Annotated in this window: 16 protein-coding genes; 7 read left to right on the top strand and 9 right to left on the bottom strand. The window is 69.5% G+C overall.

Going from position 1 to position 13,031, the window contains the following annotated elements; translation table 11 throughout:
- Positions 1 to 19: 19 nt before the first annotated feature.
- Positions 20 to 649, top strand: coding sequence for a LysE family transporter (locus CA951_RS07810; RefSeq protein WP_087556287.1), 630 nt, complete (start codon positions 20 to 22; stop codon positions 647 to 649).
- Between the two features lie 51 nt (positions 650 to 700).
- Here the strand turns inward: CA951_RS07810 and nadC are convergent, their stop codons facing one another.
- The 3 genes from nadC to nadA are packed head-to-tail and all read right to left on the bottom strand — an operon-like array spanning position 701 to position 4,172.
- A complete protein-coding gene (gene nadC, locus CA951_RS07805) occupies positions 701 to 1,570 on the bottom strand; it encodes a carboxylating nicotinate-nucleotide diphosphorylase (RefSeq protein WP_087556286.1) in 870 nt (289 codons plus the stop codon).
- Positions 1,570 to 3,138, bottom strand: coding sequence for an L-aspartate oxidase (locus CA951_RS07800; RefSeq protein ID WP_087556285.1), 1,569 nt, complete (start codon positions 3,136 to 3,138; stop codon positions 1,570 to 1,572). The genes nadC and CA951_RS07800 overlap by 1 nt, the downstream gene beginning before the upstream one ends.
- Positions 3,135 to 4,172 (bottom strand): quinolinate synthase NadA, encoded by a 1,038-nt coding sequence (gene nadA / locus CA951_RS07795; RefSeq protein WP_087556284.1) that lies wholly within the window; start codon positions 4,170 to 4,172, stop codon positions 3,135 to 3,137. Before nadA ends, CA951_RS07800 begins: the two co-directional genes overlap by 4 nt.
- 78 nt (positions 4,173 to 4,250) lie before the next feature.
- Here nadA and CA951_RS07790 point away from each other — a divergent pair, with 78 nt between their 5' ends.
- Entirely contained in the window at positions 4,251 to 4,985 is a 735-nt protein-coding gene (locus CA951_RS07790; RefSeq protein ID WP_087556283.1) for an NUDIX domain-containing protein, read from the top strand.
- A gap of 9 nt (positions 4,986 to 4,994) precedes the next feature.
- Here CA951_RS07790 and CA951_RS07785 read toward each other — a convergent pair whose 3' ends face one another.
- Both CA951_RS07785 and CA951_RS07780 read right to left on the bottom strand, forming a co-directional pair.
- Positions 4,995 to 5,339, bottom strand: coding sequence for an SDR family oxidoreductase (locus tag CA951_RS07785; RefSeq protein WP_256973414.1), 345 nt, complete (start codon positions 5,337 to 5,339; stop codon positions 4,995 to 4,997).
- 94 nt (positions 5,340 to 5,433) lie between these two features.
- The gene (locus tag CA951_RS07780) at positions 5,434 to 6,033 is read right to left on the bottom strand and encodes a TetR/AcrR family transcriptional regulator (RefSeq protein WP_087556282.1); all 600 of its coding nucleotides are present in this window, start codon (positions 6,031 to 6,033) and stop codon (positions 5,434 to 5,436) included.
- Between the two features lie 83 nt (positions 6,034 to 6,116).
- On the opposite strand from CA951_RS07780, the gene CA951_RS07775 reads away from it, so the two are divergent.
- Positions 6,117 to 6,929: an SDR family oxidoreductase gene (locus CA951_RS07775; RefSeq protein ID WP_087556281.1), complete on the top strand. Its 813-nt coding sequence runs from the start codon at positions 6,117 to 6,119 to the stop codon at positions 6,927 to 6,929.
- 24 nt (positions 6,930 to 6,953) lie between these two features.
- Here the strand turns inward: CA951_RS07775 and CA951_RS07770 are convergent, their stop codons facing one another.
- Genes CA951_RS07770 through bioB form a run of 3 tightly spaced genes read right to left on the bottom strand, consistent with a single transcriptional unit; the run spans position 6,954 to position 8,780 of the window.
- Positions 6,954 to 7,511 carry a DUF2567 domain-containing protein gene (locus tag CA951_RS07770; RefSeq protein ID WP_087556280.1) on the bottom strand — a complete coding sequence of 186 codons (558 nt, stop codon included), beginning with the start codon at positions 7,509 to 7,511 and terminating at the stop codon, positions 6,954 to 6,956.
- A gap of 10 nt (positions 7,512 to 7,521) precedes the next feature.
- The gene (locus CA951_RS07765; protein ID WP_087556395.1) at positions 7,522 to 7,761 is read right to left on the bottom strand and encodes a hypothetical protein; all 240 of its coding nucleotides are present in this window, start codon (positions 7,759 to 7,761) and stop codon (positions 7,522 to 7,524) included.
- Between the two features lie 5 nt (positions 7,762 to 7,766).
- On the bottom strand, positions 7,767 to 8,780 hold the full coding sequence (bioB, locus tag CA951_RS07760) for a biotin synthase BioB (protein ID WP_087556279.1): 1,014 nt from the start codon (positions 8,778 to 8,780) through the stop codon (positions 7,767 to 7,769).
- Between the two features lie 154 nt (positions 8,781 to 8,934).
- On the opposite strand from bioB, the gene CA951_RS07755 reads away from it, so the two are divergent.
- The 4 genes from CA951_RS07755 (at position 8,935) to CA951_RS07740 (ending at position 12,234) form a co-directional block, all read left to right on the top strand.
- Positions 8,935 to 9,564 (top strand): TetR/AcrR family transcriptional regulator C-terminal domain-containing protein, encoded by a 630-nt coding sequence (locus CA951_RS07755; RefSeq protein ID WP_087556278.1) that lies wholly within the window; start codon positions 8,935 to 8,937, stop codon positions 9,562 to 9,564.
- A 77-nt stretch (positions 9,565 to 9,641) separates the two neighbouring features.
- Positions 9,642 to 10,772 carry a lipase family protein gene (locus CA951_RS07750; protein ID WP_087556277.1) on the top strand — a complete coding sequence of 377 codons (1,131 nt, stop codon included), beginning with the start codon at positions 9,642 to 9,644 and terminating at the stop codon, positions 10,770 to 10,772.
- Positions 10,773 to 10,828: 56 nt separating this feature from the next.
- Positions 10,829 to 11,566 carry a FadR/GntR family transcriptional regulator gene (locus CA951_RS07745; RefSeq protein ID WP_087556276.1) on the top strand — a complete coding sequence of 246 codons (738 nt, stop codon included), beginning with the start codon at positions 10,829 to 10,831 and terminating at the stop codon, positions 11,564 to 11,566.
- On the top strand, positions 11,563 to 12,234 hold the full coding sequence (locus CA951_RS07740; protein WP_087556275.1) for a sterol desaturase family protein: 672 nt from the start codon (positions 11,563 to 11,565) through the stop codon (positions 12,232 to 12,234). Before CA951_RS07745 ends, CA951_RS07740 begins: the two co-directional genes overlap by 4 nt.
- Positions 12,235 to 12,277: 43 nt before the next feature.
- Here the strand turns inward: CA951_RS07740 and CA951_RS07735 are convergent, their stop codons facing one another.
- Positions 12,278 to 13,030 carry a succinate dehydrogenase/fumarate reductase iron-sulfur subunit gene (locus CA951_RS07735; protein WP_087556274.1) on the bottom strand — a complete coding sequence of 251 codons (753 nt, stop codon included), beginning with the start codon at positions 13,028 to 13,030 and terminating at the stop codon, positions 12,278 to 12,280.
- Between the last annotated feature and the right edge of the window lies 1 nt (position 13,031).

Genomic DNA, 13,031 nt, shown 5'->3' with positions numbered 1-13,031 from the left:
CGCGACGTACGATCAGCTCGTGTCGTGGCAGATGTGGTGTGCAGTGCTCGGGGCGTCGTGTGTGATCAGTCTGTCGCCGGGCGCCGGTGCGATCGCGTCGATGGCCACCGGAATGCGATTCGGGTTGCGGCGCGGCTACTGGAACATCGCCGGTCTCCAACTGGGATTGCTGCTGCAGATCGCGGTGGTCGCCGCCGGGCTCGGGGCGCTGCTCGCGAACTCGACCCTCGCGTTCACGGTGATCAAGTGGTTCGGCGTCGCGTACCTGGTGTATCTCGGCGTCCGGCAGTGGCGGGCGAGCGCGACCGATGTGTCCGGCGTCGACGGCGAGGTCGCCGAGACCAGCGGGCCGGCGATGACGCTGCGCGGTTTCCTCGTCAACGCCAGCAACCCCAAGGCCGTCGTCTTCATGCTTGCGGTGCTCCCGCAGTTCATCACCCCGTCGGCGCCGCTGCTCCCCCAGTACCTGATCATCGCCGCCACCATGGTCGCGGTCGACGTCGTCGTCATGACCGGCTACACCGGGCTGGCATCGAAGGTTTTGCGGCTGATGCGCTCACCGCGCCAGCAGCGGACCACCAACCGGACGTTCTCCGGGCTGTTCTTCGTCGCGGCCACGTTCCTGGCGACGATTCGCCGTGCCGTCTGACCCGTGAGTACTTGTTAACCGCCGGCGGTTAAGAAGTACTCACGGGTGGGGTCACATGTCGAGGCCCAGATCCAGCACGGTCACCGAGTGGGTGAGCGCACCGACCGCGAGGTAGTCGACGCCGGTCGCGGCGTACTCGGCCGCGACGTCCAGCGTGAGACCGCCCGACGATTCGAGCTTGGTGGCGGGAGCGTTCGCGTCGCGGCGCTGCACCGCGATCTGGGTCTGCCACAGCGGGAAGTTGTCGAGCAGCACCAGTTCCACGTTCTCCGCGAGCACCTCGTCGAGTTGCGCGAGGCTGTCGACCTCCACCTCGCATTCGATGTCGGGTGCCGCGGCGCGCACGGCCCGCAGCGCCGCCACCACCGACCCGGCGGCCGCGACGTGGTTGTCCTTGATCAGCGCGGCGTCGCCGAGACCCATGCGGTGGTTGACGCCGCCGCCCACCCGGACGGCGTACTTCTGCAGCGACCGCAGTCCGGGCAGCGTCTTGCGGCTGTCGCGGATCTTCGCCGCGGTGCCCTCGACCGCATCGACCCACGCGGACGTCGCGGTGGCGATGCCGGACAGGTGGCAGACCAGGTTGAGCATCGTCCGTTCCGCGGTGAGCAGTCCCTGCGTGGGCGCGGAGACCGTCAGCACGGCCTGGCCGGGCACGATCCAGGTGCCGTCGGCGACACGGTCGAGGACCTCGTAGCGGCCGGCCCCGATCACCTCGTCGAGCACCAGCAGTCCCACGTCGAGGCCGGCGACGGTGCCGTGCGCGCGGGAGACCACGGATGCCTTGGCGACCGCGTCGGCCGGGACCGTGGCCGCAGACGTCACGTCGGGTCCGTACCGCAGGTCCTCGTCCAGCGCGAGGCGCACGAGCGTGCGGACCTCGTCCGCGTCCAGACCGTCGGGAAGGACGTGGTCGGCCATCACTGCACTCCTGTCAGTTGGGGTTGGAGAAGCTCGAGTTCGCCGTCGCGCAGGCGCACGCGTGTGCTGCGACGCCACTCGCCGGACGTCTCCGGGTAGTCGCTGCGCGTGTGGCATCCACGACTTTCGGTGCGCGCGCCTGCGGCGAGCACGAGCGCTGCCGCCGTGAGGGTCAGCGCGGCGTCTTCGAGCGCGGTCTCCCCCTCGGGCACCGTGCGCGGCGCGGCGGCCAGGGCGGCGGCGACCGCCTCGAGACCTGCGCCGTCTCGGACGACGGAGGCGTTGCCGGTCATCAACTGCTGCACCAGTTCCCGCGGCGCGGACGGCAGTGCGCGGCGCTCAGGGTCGGCCGCCTCGACACGCAGATCGGCGCGTTCGACGGCCGCGGCGCCGGCCCGTTCGCCGACCACCAGGCCTTCGAGGAGGCTGTTGGAGGCCAGCCGGTTCGCGCCGTGCAGCCCGGTGCGGGCCACCTCGCCCGCCGCGTAGAGGCCGGGGACGGCGGTGCGTCCGTCCACGTCGGTGACCACACCGCCGCACGAGTAGTGCGCGGCGGGGGCGACCGGAATCAGCTGTTCGCGCGGGTCGATCCCGGCTTCCAGGCAGGACGCCGTCACGGTCGGGAACCGCTGCGCGAACCCGGGCAGCCGACGGGCGTCGAGGTAGACGTGGTCGTGTCCGAGTTCCCGCAGCCGCGACGCGATGGCCCGCGACACGACGTCGCGGGGTGCCAGGTCGCCGCGCGGATGGACGCCGTGGGTCACCGAATCGCCGTTGGCGTCGACGAGGATCGCGCCCTCGCCGCGGACGGCCTCGCTGATCAGCGGACGCCTGCCGAGACCGCCGGGGGTGAACAGCACGGTCGGGTGGAACTGCACGAACTCGAGATCGGCGACGGCCGCGCCGGCGTCGAGTGCGAGGGCGATGCCGTCCGCGGTGGCGCCGGGCGGGTTGGTGCTGCAGGCGTACAGCTGCCCGAGTCCGCCGGTCGCCAGGAGGACGGCGGGTGTGTGGATCACGCCGAGTCCGCGCGGGGAGTCGACGAGCACCCCGGTGACGCCGCGCGCATCGGTGAGCACACGGACGGCGGAACTGTCGAACAGGACCGGTAGCCCGGCCGCACCCAGTGCGCGCTGGACCTCCGCACCGGTGGCGTCGCCGCCGGCGTGGATGATCCGCCGGGTGCTGTGCCCGCCCTCGCGGGTGCGTGACACGGCGCCGTCGCGACCGCGGTCGAACACCGCGCCCAGATCGGTCAACGCGGCCACGGCGTCGCGGCCGCCGGCCACGATCGACCGCACGGCGTCCTCGTCGCACAGGCCGACGCCGGCCTCGCACGTGTCGGCCACGTGCGAGTCCACCGAATCGGTGACGGCGTCACCGACCACGGCGATGCCGCCCTGCGCGTACTGCGTCGCGGTGTCCGTCGCCCCACCCTTGCTGACGGTGAGCACGGTCAGCCCGCGCAGCGAGGCGGTGCGTGCGGCCGTCAGTCCGGCCACACCACCACCCACCACGACGAGGTCGGCGCGCTCTTCCCAGGAAATCCCCCGGGCCGGGCTGCTCACTCGCCGCCGCCCGGGTTTCCGATCTCGATCATCCGCTGCACCGACTTGCGGGCACGCTCGGCGGTCGCGAGATCGACGTGAACCTCGTCCTTGCCCTCGAGCAGGCAGCGGAGCAGGGCCGCGGGGGTGATCATCTTCATGTACGGGCAGGATGCGCGGTCGTTGACGGCCTGGAAGTCGACCTCCGGCGCGGCCTTGCGCAGCTGGTGCAGCATCCCGACCTCGGTGGCCACGAGAACCTGCTTGGCCCCGGTGGCGCGGGCGGCGTCGAGCATGCCGCCCGTCGACAGGATCTTCACCTTGTCCTCGGGCACGAATCCCTCACCGGCGAGGTAGAGGGCTGAGGTGGCGCAACCGCATTCGGGGTGGACGTACAGTTCGGCACCGGGGTGCGCCTTGGCCTGCGCGGTGAGCTCGTCGCCGTTGATGCCGGCGTGGACGTGGCACTCGCCGGCCCAGATCTGCATGTTCTTGCGTCCGGTGACGCGCTTGACGTGGGCGCCGAGGAACTGGTCGGGCAGGAACAGGACCTCGCGGTCGGGGTCGATCGACGCGACCACGTCGACGGCGTTGGACGACGTGCAGCAGATGTCCGTCAGACCCTTCACCTCGGCGGTGGTGTTGACGTACGACACGACGACGGCGTCGGGGAATTCGGCCTTCCACTCACGCAGCTGATCGGCGGTGATCGAGTCTGCCAGCGAGCATCCCGCGCGCTCGTCCGGGATCAGCACCGTCTTGGCGGGGCTGAGGATCTTCGCGGTCTCGGCCATGAAGTGCACGCCGCAGAACACGATCGTGTCCTCCGGGGCCTCCGCCGCGATGCGCGAGAGCGCCAGCGAGTCGCCGACGTGGTCGGCCACGTCCTGGATGGCGGGCAGCTGGTAGTTGTGCGCGAGGAGCGTCGCTCCCCGCTCGCGTGCCAGCCGTTTGATCTCGGCAGCCCACTCTTCGCTCGCCTCGACGCCCGCGTAACCGCCGGGACCGTCCTGAATCTGCGGGTTGGTACCCGTCCACAACGTCGTGGTCGTCATGGCTTGCTCCTTCACCGTGAACTCGGGCGGGCTGGCCCGAATTTCCGAAATCGAGGTTTTCGACTTAGGATCGAAAACATGCCCAATAGTAACACCACGCATGAAGTGCTTACCGCGGTGTTCCAGGTTCGCCACTTCCCCGGCTATATCGACGCAGGTCACAGCGGTGATATGCGTCACGCGGGGGGCACCGGAGAGCTCGCCGTGCTGCTGTGGCAACGGGCCCTCGATCCACAGGCCGGCGCGTGGTCGCTGCCCGGCGGACTCCTCCACGAGGACGAGGACCTCACGACGTCCGCGCGACGCCAGCTGGCCGAGAAAGTGGACGTGCAGGAGGTCTCCCATCTCGAGCAGCTGTCGGTGTTCAGCGATCCGCGGCGGGTGCCCGGACCGCGCACCATCGCGTCGACGTTCCTCGGGCTCGTCCCCCTCCCCGCCGACCCGCAGCTGCCGCCGGACACCGCGTGGCATCCCGTGTCCGCGCTCCCCGAGATGGCGTTCGACCACGGCACCGTCGTCCGGCACGCCCGGACCCGCCTCGCGGCCAAGCTCTCCTACACCAACATCGCGTTCGGTCTGGCGCCCGACGAGTTCTCCATGTCGACGCTGCGCGAGATCTACTGCGCCGCACTCGGTTACCAGGTGGATGCGACCAACCTGCAGCGCGTCCTCGGACGCCGCGGGGTACTGACCCCCACCGGCAACACGGCACCGTCCGGCCGCACCGGCGGTCGCCCGGCCGCGCTCTACCGGTTCACCGATTCCACCCTGCGGGTGACGGACGAGTTCGCAGCGCTCCGGCCGCCGAGCTGAATCCGGCCGTCAGGCGGCCGCGACACCGCCCTCCTGAGAGGTGCGCCGCCGCCACGCCGACGCGACCGACGACTCCGCGCCGAGCACCGAATCGATGCGGCCGAAGCGGCCGAGAACGCGGTCGAGCAACTGCGCGACCTGGCGGGGATCATCCGGATCGGCGGCGACCGCGAGCAACCGGTGCCCGGACATGCCCGGCATGATCCGGGCCAGTTCCGCGACCGTGCGTGCGGTGACCGCAATGCACCAGCCCGAATCGAGCAACTCCTGCGCGGTCCGCCTGCCCTGCTCGCTGCCGGCGGCCGTCACCACCACGACACCACGGGCCGAGCCGGATTCGTCGGTACGCATCATCTTCGCCTCCTAAGGGATCGACATTTCGATTCCAGGTAAGCGCCGGTACTCGAGACTGCGGCGGGAGCGCGCTGTGAGATCGCCGGGAGCCGTGTCACGCCCGGGCGAGACCCCGCCAGAACGTGTCGGATGCGGCGGTGACCACTTCGTCCACCGGTGCGTCGTCGAGCATCCCGCCGGCGGCGAGGGTCGCGATCCCGTGGAACGTCGCGAACGCGACAAGGGCGATGCGCGAGGCGTCCCCGGGTCCGATGTCGCCCGCGGCCTGGGCCTCGGTGACGATCCGGACCGTCAGGTCCATCGAGGTGTGGCCCGCCTCCACGACCTGGGAGGCGGCCCCGGGCGCGTGCTTGTTGCCGTACATCAGCGCCAGCAACTCCCGGTGCGCGAGCGCGAAGGTGACGTAGGCGTCGGCGAGCGCCGCGAAGCGAGCCCGGGCATGGGGTTCGGCCTGTTCGACCGCGCGTTCGAGGGCGGCCGTGAGCCGCCGGAAACCGGATTCGGCGAGTGCGTCGAGCAGCGCCTGCCGGTCGCGGAAGTGCTTGCTCGGTGCGGCGTGACTGACCCCGGCCTCGCGGGCGAGCTGTCGCAGGGACAGGCCGTCGACGCCGTCCCGCTCGAGGGTGCTCTCGGCGCGTGCGAGCAGCACCTGGCGAAGACTCCCGTGGTGGTAGGGCTGTTCGGCGGCGGACACGGCGCAAGCCTAGCAAAATGTTGTCATTGACTACATAGATGGCACTGACTACATTCGGAATCACCCCACCGCTAGGAGCAGACATGCCTTTCGACGCATCCGGAACCACCGTCCTCATCACCGGCGCGAGCGCGGGCCTCGGTGCCGAATTCGCCCGCCGGTTCGCCGGTCGCGGCGCCGACCTCGTCCTCGTCGCGCGGCGCGCCGACCGGCTCGAACAACTCGCCGCCGAACTCCGCGCCGCACACCCCGTGACGGTCACCGTGCTCCCGTTCGACCTCGCGGCACCCGGCGCAGGCGCGCGGTTGCGCAGCGAACTCGCTGCGCGGGACATCCGCGTCGACTCACTGATCAACAACGCGGGATTCGGGACGCACGGAGACTTCGCGTCCGCCGACCTGGAGCGGCTGACCTCCGAGATCCAGCTCAACGTCACCACCCTCGTCGAGTTGTCGCACACGTTCCTGCCCGACCTGCTCCGGGGGCGCGGCGCACTCGTCAACGTGGCGAGCACCGCGGCGTTCCAGCCGACTCCGGGCATGGCCGTCTACGGGGCGACGAAGGCATTCGTCCTGAACTTCACGGAGGCGTTGTGGGCGGAGGCGCGAGGCACCGGCCTCACCGTGCTCGCCGTCTGCCCGGGCCCCACCCGCACCGAGTTCTTCGACGTCGTCGGCTCCGAGGACGCCGCCGTCGGCCGCATGCAGACCGCGGACCAGGTGGTCGCGACGGCGCTGCGGGCCCTGGACCGGCGCAGCACTCCGCCGAGCGTCGTCTCCGGGCTGATGAACTGGGTGTCGTCGGTGAGCACCCGTTTCGCGACTCGCCGCATCGGTGCTCTCGCCAGCGGGCGCCTGCTCGGTGACGTGCGAATGCGGGCCACAGTCGCGAGGTAATCGTCACGAAGTACGAGGTAATCGTCACGAAGTAATCGTCACGTCGCGCTCTTCCGGCTCGTCGAGTTCGACCGGCCCATCGCCGACACCGAGATCGTCGTACGGGTTGAGCGCGGCGAGCACCAACGTCACGACGCACGCGACGAGCGGCTGGAAGATCAGCACCAGCGGGGTCCCGATCCCCGGCGCGACCGCCACGACGGTGCCGGCGGTCGAGGTGTCGGGGTCGGGAAAACGCAGGGCCGCGACACCGATGCCGCCGAGGGCCATCACACAGGCCCCGACCACGCTGCCGGCGAGGACGGCGCCCAGCGCCACCGGTCCGCGGCTTTTCCGCGCCGTCCACGCGGCGACCGCGGTGAGGATGCCGACGACCAGGCCCGCACACGCGAACATCCCGATCGCGTCGAACCGGTGCACGCTCTCCCCGGTCAGCGACACCCCGCGGTCGGGGGCGACCACCAGCAGATGTTCCGGTGGTGCCAGGAGTCCCCACAGCACCCCGGCGAGTGCGCTCGCCACCACCGTCCCGCAGAAGATTCCGGCGGCAGATCGAAGCCTGAAGCGCGGGAGCGTGGTCACGCGTCCGACGCTACCGCCGTCCGCGGCAGATCGAGTCGAACACACCGTGGCGGGAACATTTCGCCCACCAGCCGTCGGGGCTGATCTGCACCACCATCCGGCGGCCGCACGCCTCGCAGAAGCGGGGCGGTTCCAGCCCGAGTTGCGCGGCGGTGGGGACGGCGTCGTCCACACCGGCCACCACGCGGCGGCCGGTGTACGGGTTGTAGCGCTCCTCCAGACCGTCGGGTTCGCCCGCGGTCGTCTCCATGGTCGTCACAGGGTGTCGTTCAGGGCCTTGATCGGCATCTGCAGATCGACGAGCAGGTCGAGGTCCTGTTCGGCCGGGCGGCCGAGGGTCGTCAGGTAATTGCCGACGATGACGGCGTTGATGCCGCCGAGGATGCCCTGCTTGGCCCCGAGGTCGCCGAGAGTGATCTCGCGGCCGCCTGCGAAGCGGAGGATGGTGCGGGGCAGCGCGAGCCGGAAGGCTGCCACCGACTTGAGGGCCTCACTCGCCGGCAGCACCTCGAGGTCGCCGAACGGGGTTCCCGGACGCGGATTGAGGAAGTTCAGCGGAACCTCGTCGGGTTCGAGTTCGGCCAGGTTGGCGGCGAACTCGGCGCGCTGCTCGAGGCTCTCACCCATGCCGAGGATGCCGCCGCAGCACACCTCCATGCCGGCCTCGCGGACCATGCGGAGGGTATTCCAGCGTTCGTCCCACGTGTGGGTGGTGACGACGTTCGGGAAGTGGGACTTCGACGTCTCGAGGTTGTGGTTGTAGCGGTGCACCCCCATCGCGGCGAGCTGGTCGACCTGTTCCTGGGTGAGCATGCCCAGCGAGCAGGCGATCTGGATGTCGACCTCGTTGCGGATCGCCTCGATACCGGCGGCGACCTGGGCGAGCAGCCGCTCGTCGGGTCCGCGGACGGCGGCGACGATGCAGAATTCGCTGGCGCCGGACTTGGCGGTCTGCTTGGCGGCCTCGACGAGCGAGGGGATGTCGAGCCATGCCGCGCGGACCGGCGACTGGAACAGCCCGGACTGCGAGCAGAAGTGGCAGTCCTCGGGGCAGCCGCCGGTCTTGAGGCTGATGATGCCCTCGACCTCGACCTCGGGGCCGCACCACTTCATGCGCACGTCGTGGGCGAGGGCGAGCAGATCCTCGAGACGGTCGTCGGGAAGTTGCAGGACTTCGAGCACCTGGCTCTCGTTCAGCGCTTCGCCGCGCTCGAGAACCTGCTCACGCGCGAGGGCGAGGATGTCTGTCTGTACCGGGGCCGAGGTCACACGTATCTCCTGGAAAACGGGCCGATCACGTGCCGTGAGTCGACGGAACCGAAAAATTGAACACCGTACAAGTTGAACGGTGTTCACGTTAGATCCGTGATGGAATACTGTCAAAGCCGGAGCAAGTTTTTCGACGAGATTGGGAGATCACACAGTGCAATTGCGACGCGGCGACGTACTCGACGGCGCAATGGCCATCCTCGACGAGTTCGGCCTCGCCGACCTCACGATGCGCAGACTCGCAACGGCCCTCGGCGTGCAGCCGGGCGCCCTGTACTGGCATTTCCCCAACAAGCAGACGTTGCTCGGCGCCCTCGCCGACAAGATTCTCGAAGACGTCGACGCCCCGGTCACGGCGCCCGGATGGGACGCGGAGTTCACCGAACTGGCGCACCGGCTACGCATCGCGCTACTCGCCCACCGCGACGGCGCCGAACTGGTCTCCGCCACCTACGCGTCCCGCATGACCAACTCCCGGGTCCGGGAAAGCTTCGCGGCGGTAGGTCTGCGATCCGGTCTGTCCCGCGAACACGCCGAACTGTCGTCCTATTCGCTGCTGTACTACGTCCTCGGCCACACGGTCGACGAGCAGTCGCGGGCGCAGATGGAATCGGCAGGCGCCCTCACCCGCGCCGCGCTCTCCCCCGACGCCCCGCAGTCGCCGATCGCGGCGTACGACGAGGATCTCCTCGACGGCGATCCGGCGGTCCGGTTCGACTTCGGGTTGTCGCTGTTCGTGGACGGAATTCGCGCGCGACTGAAAGACTCCGCCCACCGCCCCTGAGCGGGCACAATTGAGTGGACGCCGCGCCGGCCACTCGCGGGCCGCGCGGCGCCTCCGACGGCCCAGGGACGGACGCGATGACGTCTTCACTCGGCCGCCGCGCCGGAACGGTCCTCGCGGCGGCACTCGCACTGTCGCTTTTCGGCGCGCCCACCCCGGCGCCCGCACAGACCGCGGAGGGCGATCCCGGTGCCGTCGTCGCCGCGACGCCGTTCGCGCCGGACGCGCGGCCGCCGGGCGTCGCCGAGGCCACCTACGTCACGTACTGGACGACGGGGCCGATGAACGAACCCGCGCTCAGCACCGGCGCGGTCCTGCTGCCACCCGGTGACGCGCCGCCCGGCGGGTGGCCCGTGGTGTCCTGGGCCCACGGAACGGTCGGCATCGCGGACGCGTGCGCGCCGACGGTGACGGGGAAACTCGTCGGACCGTACGTTCAGGCCTGGCTCGACCAGGGATACGCGATCGCTGCAACGGATTACGTCGGCCTCGGCACACCCGGCGTGCACCCGTACCTGGACGGTCCCACCGAAGCGCACAGCGTGATCGACATGGTGCGCGCGGCGCGGGCCGTCACGCCGTCCCTGTCGAAGCGGTGGGTCGCGATCGGCCAATCGCAAGGCGGCCACGCCGCACTCGTCGCCGCCTCGATGGCCACCACCTACGCACCCGACCTCGACTTCCGCGGCACCGTCGCCACCGGCGCCCCGTCCAATCTGGAGAACCTCGCGCCGCTCGTCGGCCCCGGTTTCCCGCAGATTCCCCTCACCGGGAGCACGGTGTTCGTGGCGTACGCGCTCGCGGGACTGCGCGCGTCGCGGCCCGACCTGGACGTCGACAGCTACCTCACCCCGCTCGGCGTGGACGTCCTCAATCGCGTCGAGTCGCTCTGCTACGAGGAGGCGGCCCCGCAACTCGCCGGCATCACCATCGGACAATTGATGTCGCGTCCCCTCGACGACCCGGCGGTCCTGGCGGCCCTGCGCACCACGCTCGGAGTCCCCGTCCGGGGCTACGACCGGCCGTTGTTCATCGGTCAGGGACTGTTCGACGACGTCGTCCCCATCCCTCTCACCTGGAAGTTCACCGCCGACCTCACCGCGAACGGGCAGCAGTTCCTCTTCCGGACGTATCCGACCGGCCACCTCACGACCATGCCCGCGTCGCTGCCCGACACCACCGCTTTCGTCCGGAGCCTGTTCGGCTGAGATTCACTGGTAAGACCACTTGACCTCTTACCTGTAGCCGTTCTAGGGTCGAAATCATGATGTTCGAGCCGATCGCGCGGAAATCCGCCTCCACCGAAGTTTTCGACCAGATCACCGCACGCGTACTCGGCGGCGACCTCGGCCCCGGCGAGGCCCTGCCCAGCGAGCGGCGCCTGGCCGAGGCGTTCGGGGTGTCCCGGCCCGCGGTCCGGGAAGCGATCCAGAAACTCGCGCAGGCCGGACTCGTCGAGGTCCGGCAGGGCGATGCCACCTCGGTCCGCGACTTCCGGCAACACGGCGGACCCGAACTGCTGTCCCAGCTGTTGATCCGCGGCGGCGTCCCCGACTGGGCGGTGGTCCGCAGCGTCCTCGAGGCGCGGCGGATGATCGGCGTGCAGGTCGCACGGCTCGCCGCGGACCGGGTTACCGAGAAGTCGGCCGCAGCTCTTGGCGAGGCGGTGGATCACCTTGCTGCCGAGACCGATCCGGTCGCGCAGCAGGTCGCCGCGCTGGCGTTCTGGGAGCGCGTCGTCGACACGGCCGATTCCATCGCGTTCCGGCTCATCTTCAACAGCCTCCGCAACGCGTACGAACCGACCATGACGGCGATGGCCGCCGTCATGGTCGCGGAGGTCGGTCGCACCGACCTGTACCACCAGCTTGCGGAGGCCGTCTCCGCACACGACGAAGACCTCGCGGCGCACACCGCCGCCACCCTGCTCGACCTCGGGACGGCGGCCGTGACCGCCGTGATCGACACACTGCAACAACACGATTCGGAGAAGGACACATGACCACGACACCTCCCACAGATCGCCGCCAGCGCAGGTCGATCACCCTGCGCGACGCCGCAGACCAGTTCCGCCGCCACCCCTCACCGTGGATGATCGGCGGCATGCTTGCCACCGCCGTGGTCGCCCGCCTCGTCGTCGGCGACTGGCAGGTCACCGACGCCGTCGTGCCGTTGGTGATGCTGGCGGTGTTCCCGTTCGCCGAATGGGTCATCCACGTCTGCATCCTGCACTGGAAGCCCCGGAAGGTCATGGGCCTGACCGTCGATTCGCTGCTTGCACGCAAGCATCGCGAACACCACGTCGATCCCCGCGACGTGCCGCTCGTCTTCATTCCGTGGCAGACCCTGACGTGGCTGATCCCGGTTCTCGTGGCGCTCGCGCTGTTCGCGTTCCCGCGCACCGGACTCGGGCTGACGTTCCTCGTGGTGCTGAGCGTCCTGGGCGTCCTCTACGAATGGACGCACTACCTCATCCACAGCGACTACAAGCCGAACTCCCGCCTGTACCGCGCGATCTGGCGCAACCACCGCCATCACCACTACAAGAACGAGCACTACTGGTTCACCGTCACCACCTCGGGAACCGCCGACCGGATCCTCGGCACCGACCCCGACCCCGAATCGGTCGAGAAGTCGCCCACTGCCCGCAACCTCCACGCCGTGCGCTGACCCACCCGTGAGTACTTGTTAACCGCCGGCGGTTAACAAGTACTCACGGGCGGCGACGCCGCAGCTTGTTGCCCAACCATACGATCGGGTCGTACCGCCGGTCGACCACCCGTTCCTTCATCGGAATGATGGCGTTGTCGGTGATCTTGATCCCTTCGGGGCACACTTCGGTGCAGCACTTGGTGATGTTGCACAGTCCGAGACCGAAGTCTTCCTGCGCCGCGTCACGACGGTCCGCCGTGTCGAGCGGATGCATCTCCAGTTCGGCGACGCGGATGAAGAAGCGGGGACCGGAGAACGCCGGCTTGTTGTCGTCGTGATCACGGATGACGTGGCAGGTGTTCTGGCAGAGAAAGCATTCGATGCACTTCCGGAATTCCTGCGACCGTTCGACGTCGATCTGCTGCATCCGATACTCGCCCGGCCCGAGTCCCGGCGGCGGGGTGAACGACGGGATCTCCCTGGCCTTCTGGTAGTTGAACGACACATCGGTGACGAGGTCGCGGATGACGGGGAACGCCCGCAGCGGCGTCACCGTCACCACCTCGTCCTCCGTGAACGTCGACATCCGGGTCATGCACATCAGCCGCGGCTGACCGTTGATCTCCGCGGAGCACGACCCGCACTTGCCCGCCTTGCAGTTCCATCGCACCGCGAGGTCCGGGGTCTGCGTCGCCTGCAACCGGTGGATGATGTCGAGCACCACCTCACCCTCGTTGACGGGGATGGAGTAGTCCTCGAGGGCGCCGCCGTCGGCGTCGCCGCGCCATACCCGGAACTGCGCGTCGTATCCCATC

Origin of the sequence: Rhodococcus sp. NCIMB 12038, from assembly GCF_002165735.1 — a bacterium.
Lineage (GTDB): Bacteria > Actinomycetota > Actinomycetes > Mycobacteriales > Mycobacteriaceae > Rhodococcus_F.
Note: the sequence above shows the minus strand (reverse complement) of the source record. Positions and strands in the feature narration are given on the sequence as shown.

Bases quoted from the DNA above. Each gene is read 5' to 3' on its own strand.
- CA951_RS07745 (WP_087556276.1), top strand. From the start codon at position 10,829: ATGATGTTCGAGCCGATCGCGCGGAAATCCGCCTCCACCGAAGTTTTC.
- CA951_RS07750 (WP_087556277.1), top strand. From the start codon at position 9,642: ATGACGTCTTCACTCGGCCGCCGCGCCGGAACGGTCCTCGCGGCGGCA.
- CA951_RS07765 (WP_087556395.1), bottom strand. From the start codon at position 7,761: ATGGAGACGACCGCGGGCGAACCCGACGGTCTGGAGGAGCGCTACAAC.
- nadC (WP_087556286.1), bottom strand. From the start codon at position 1,570: ATGGCCGACCACGTCCTTCCCGACGGTCTGGACGCGGACGAGGTCCGC.
- CA951_RS07740 (WP_087556275.1), top strand. From the start codon at position 11,563: ATGACCACGACACCTCCCACAGATCGCCGCCAGCGCAGGTCGATCACC.
- CA951_RS07735 (WP_087556274.1), bottom strand. From the start codon at position 13,030: ATGGGATACGACGCGCAGTTCCGGGTATGGCGCGGCGACGCCGACGGC.
- CA951_RS07785 (WP_256973414.1), bottom strand. From the start codon at position 5,339: ATGATGCGTACCGACGAATCCGGCTCGGCCCGTGGTGTCGTGGTGGTG.
- CA951_RS07775 (WP_087556281.1), top strand. From the start codon at position 6,117: ATGCCTTTCGACGCATCCGGAACCACCGTCCTCATCACCGGCGCGAGC.
- nadA (WP_087556284.1), bottom strand. From the start codon at position 4,172: ATGACGACCACGACGTTGTGGACGGGTACCAACCCGCAGATTCAGGAC.
- CA951_RS07790 (WP_087556283.1), top strand. From the start codon at position 4,251: ATGCCCAATAGTAACACCACGCATGAAGTGCTTACCGCGGTGTTCCAG.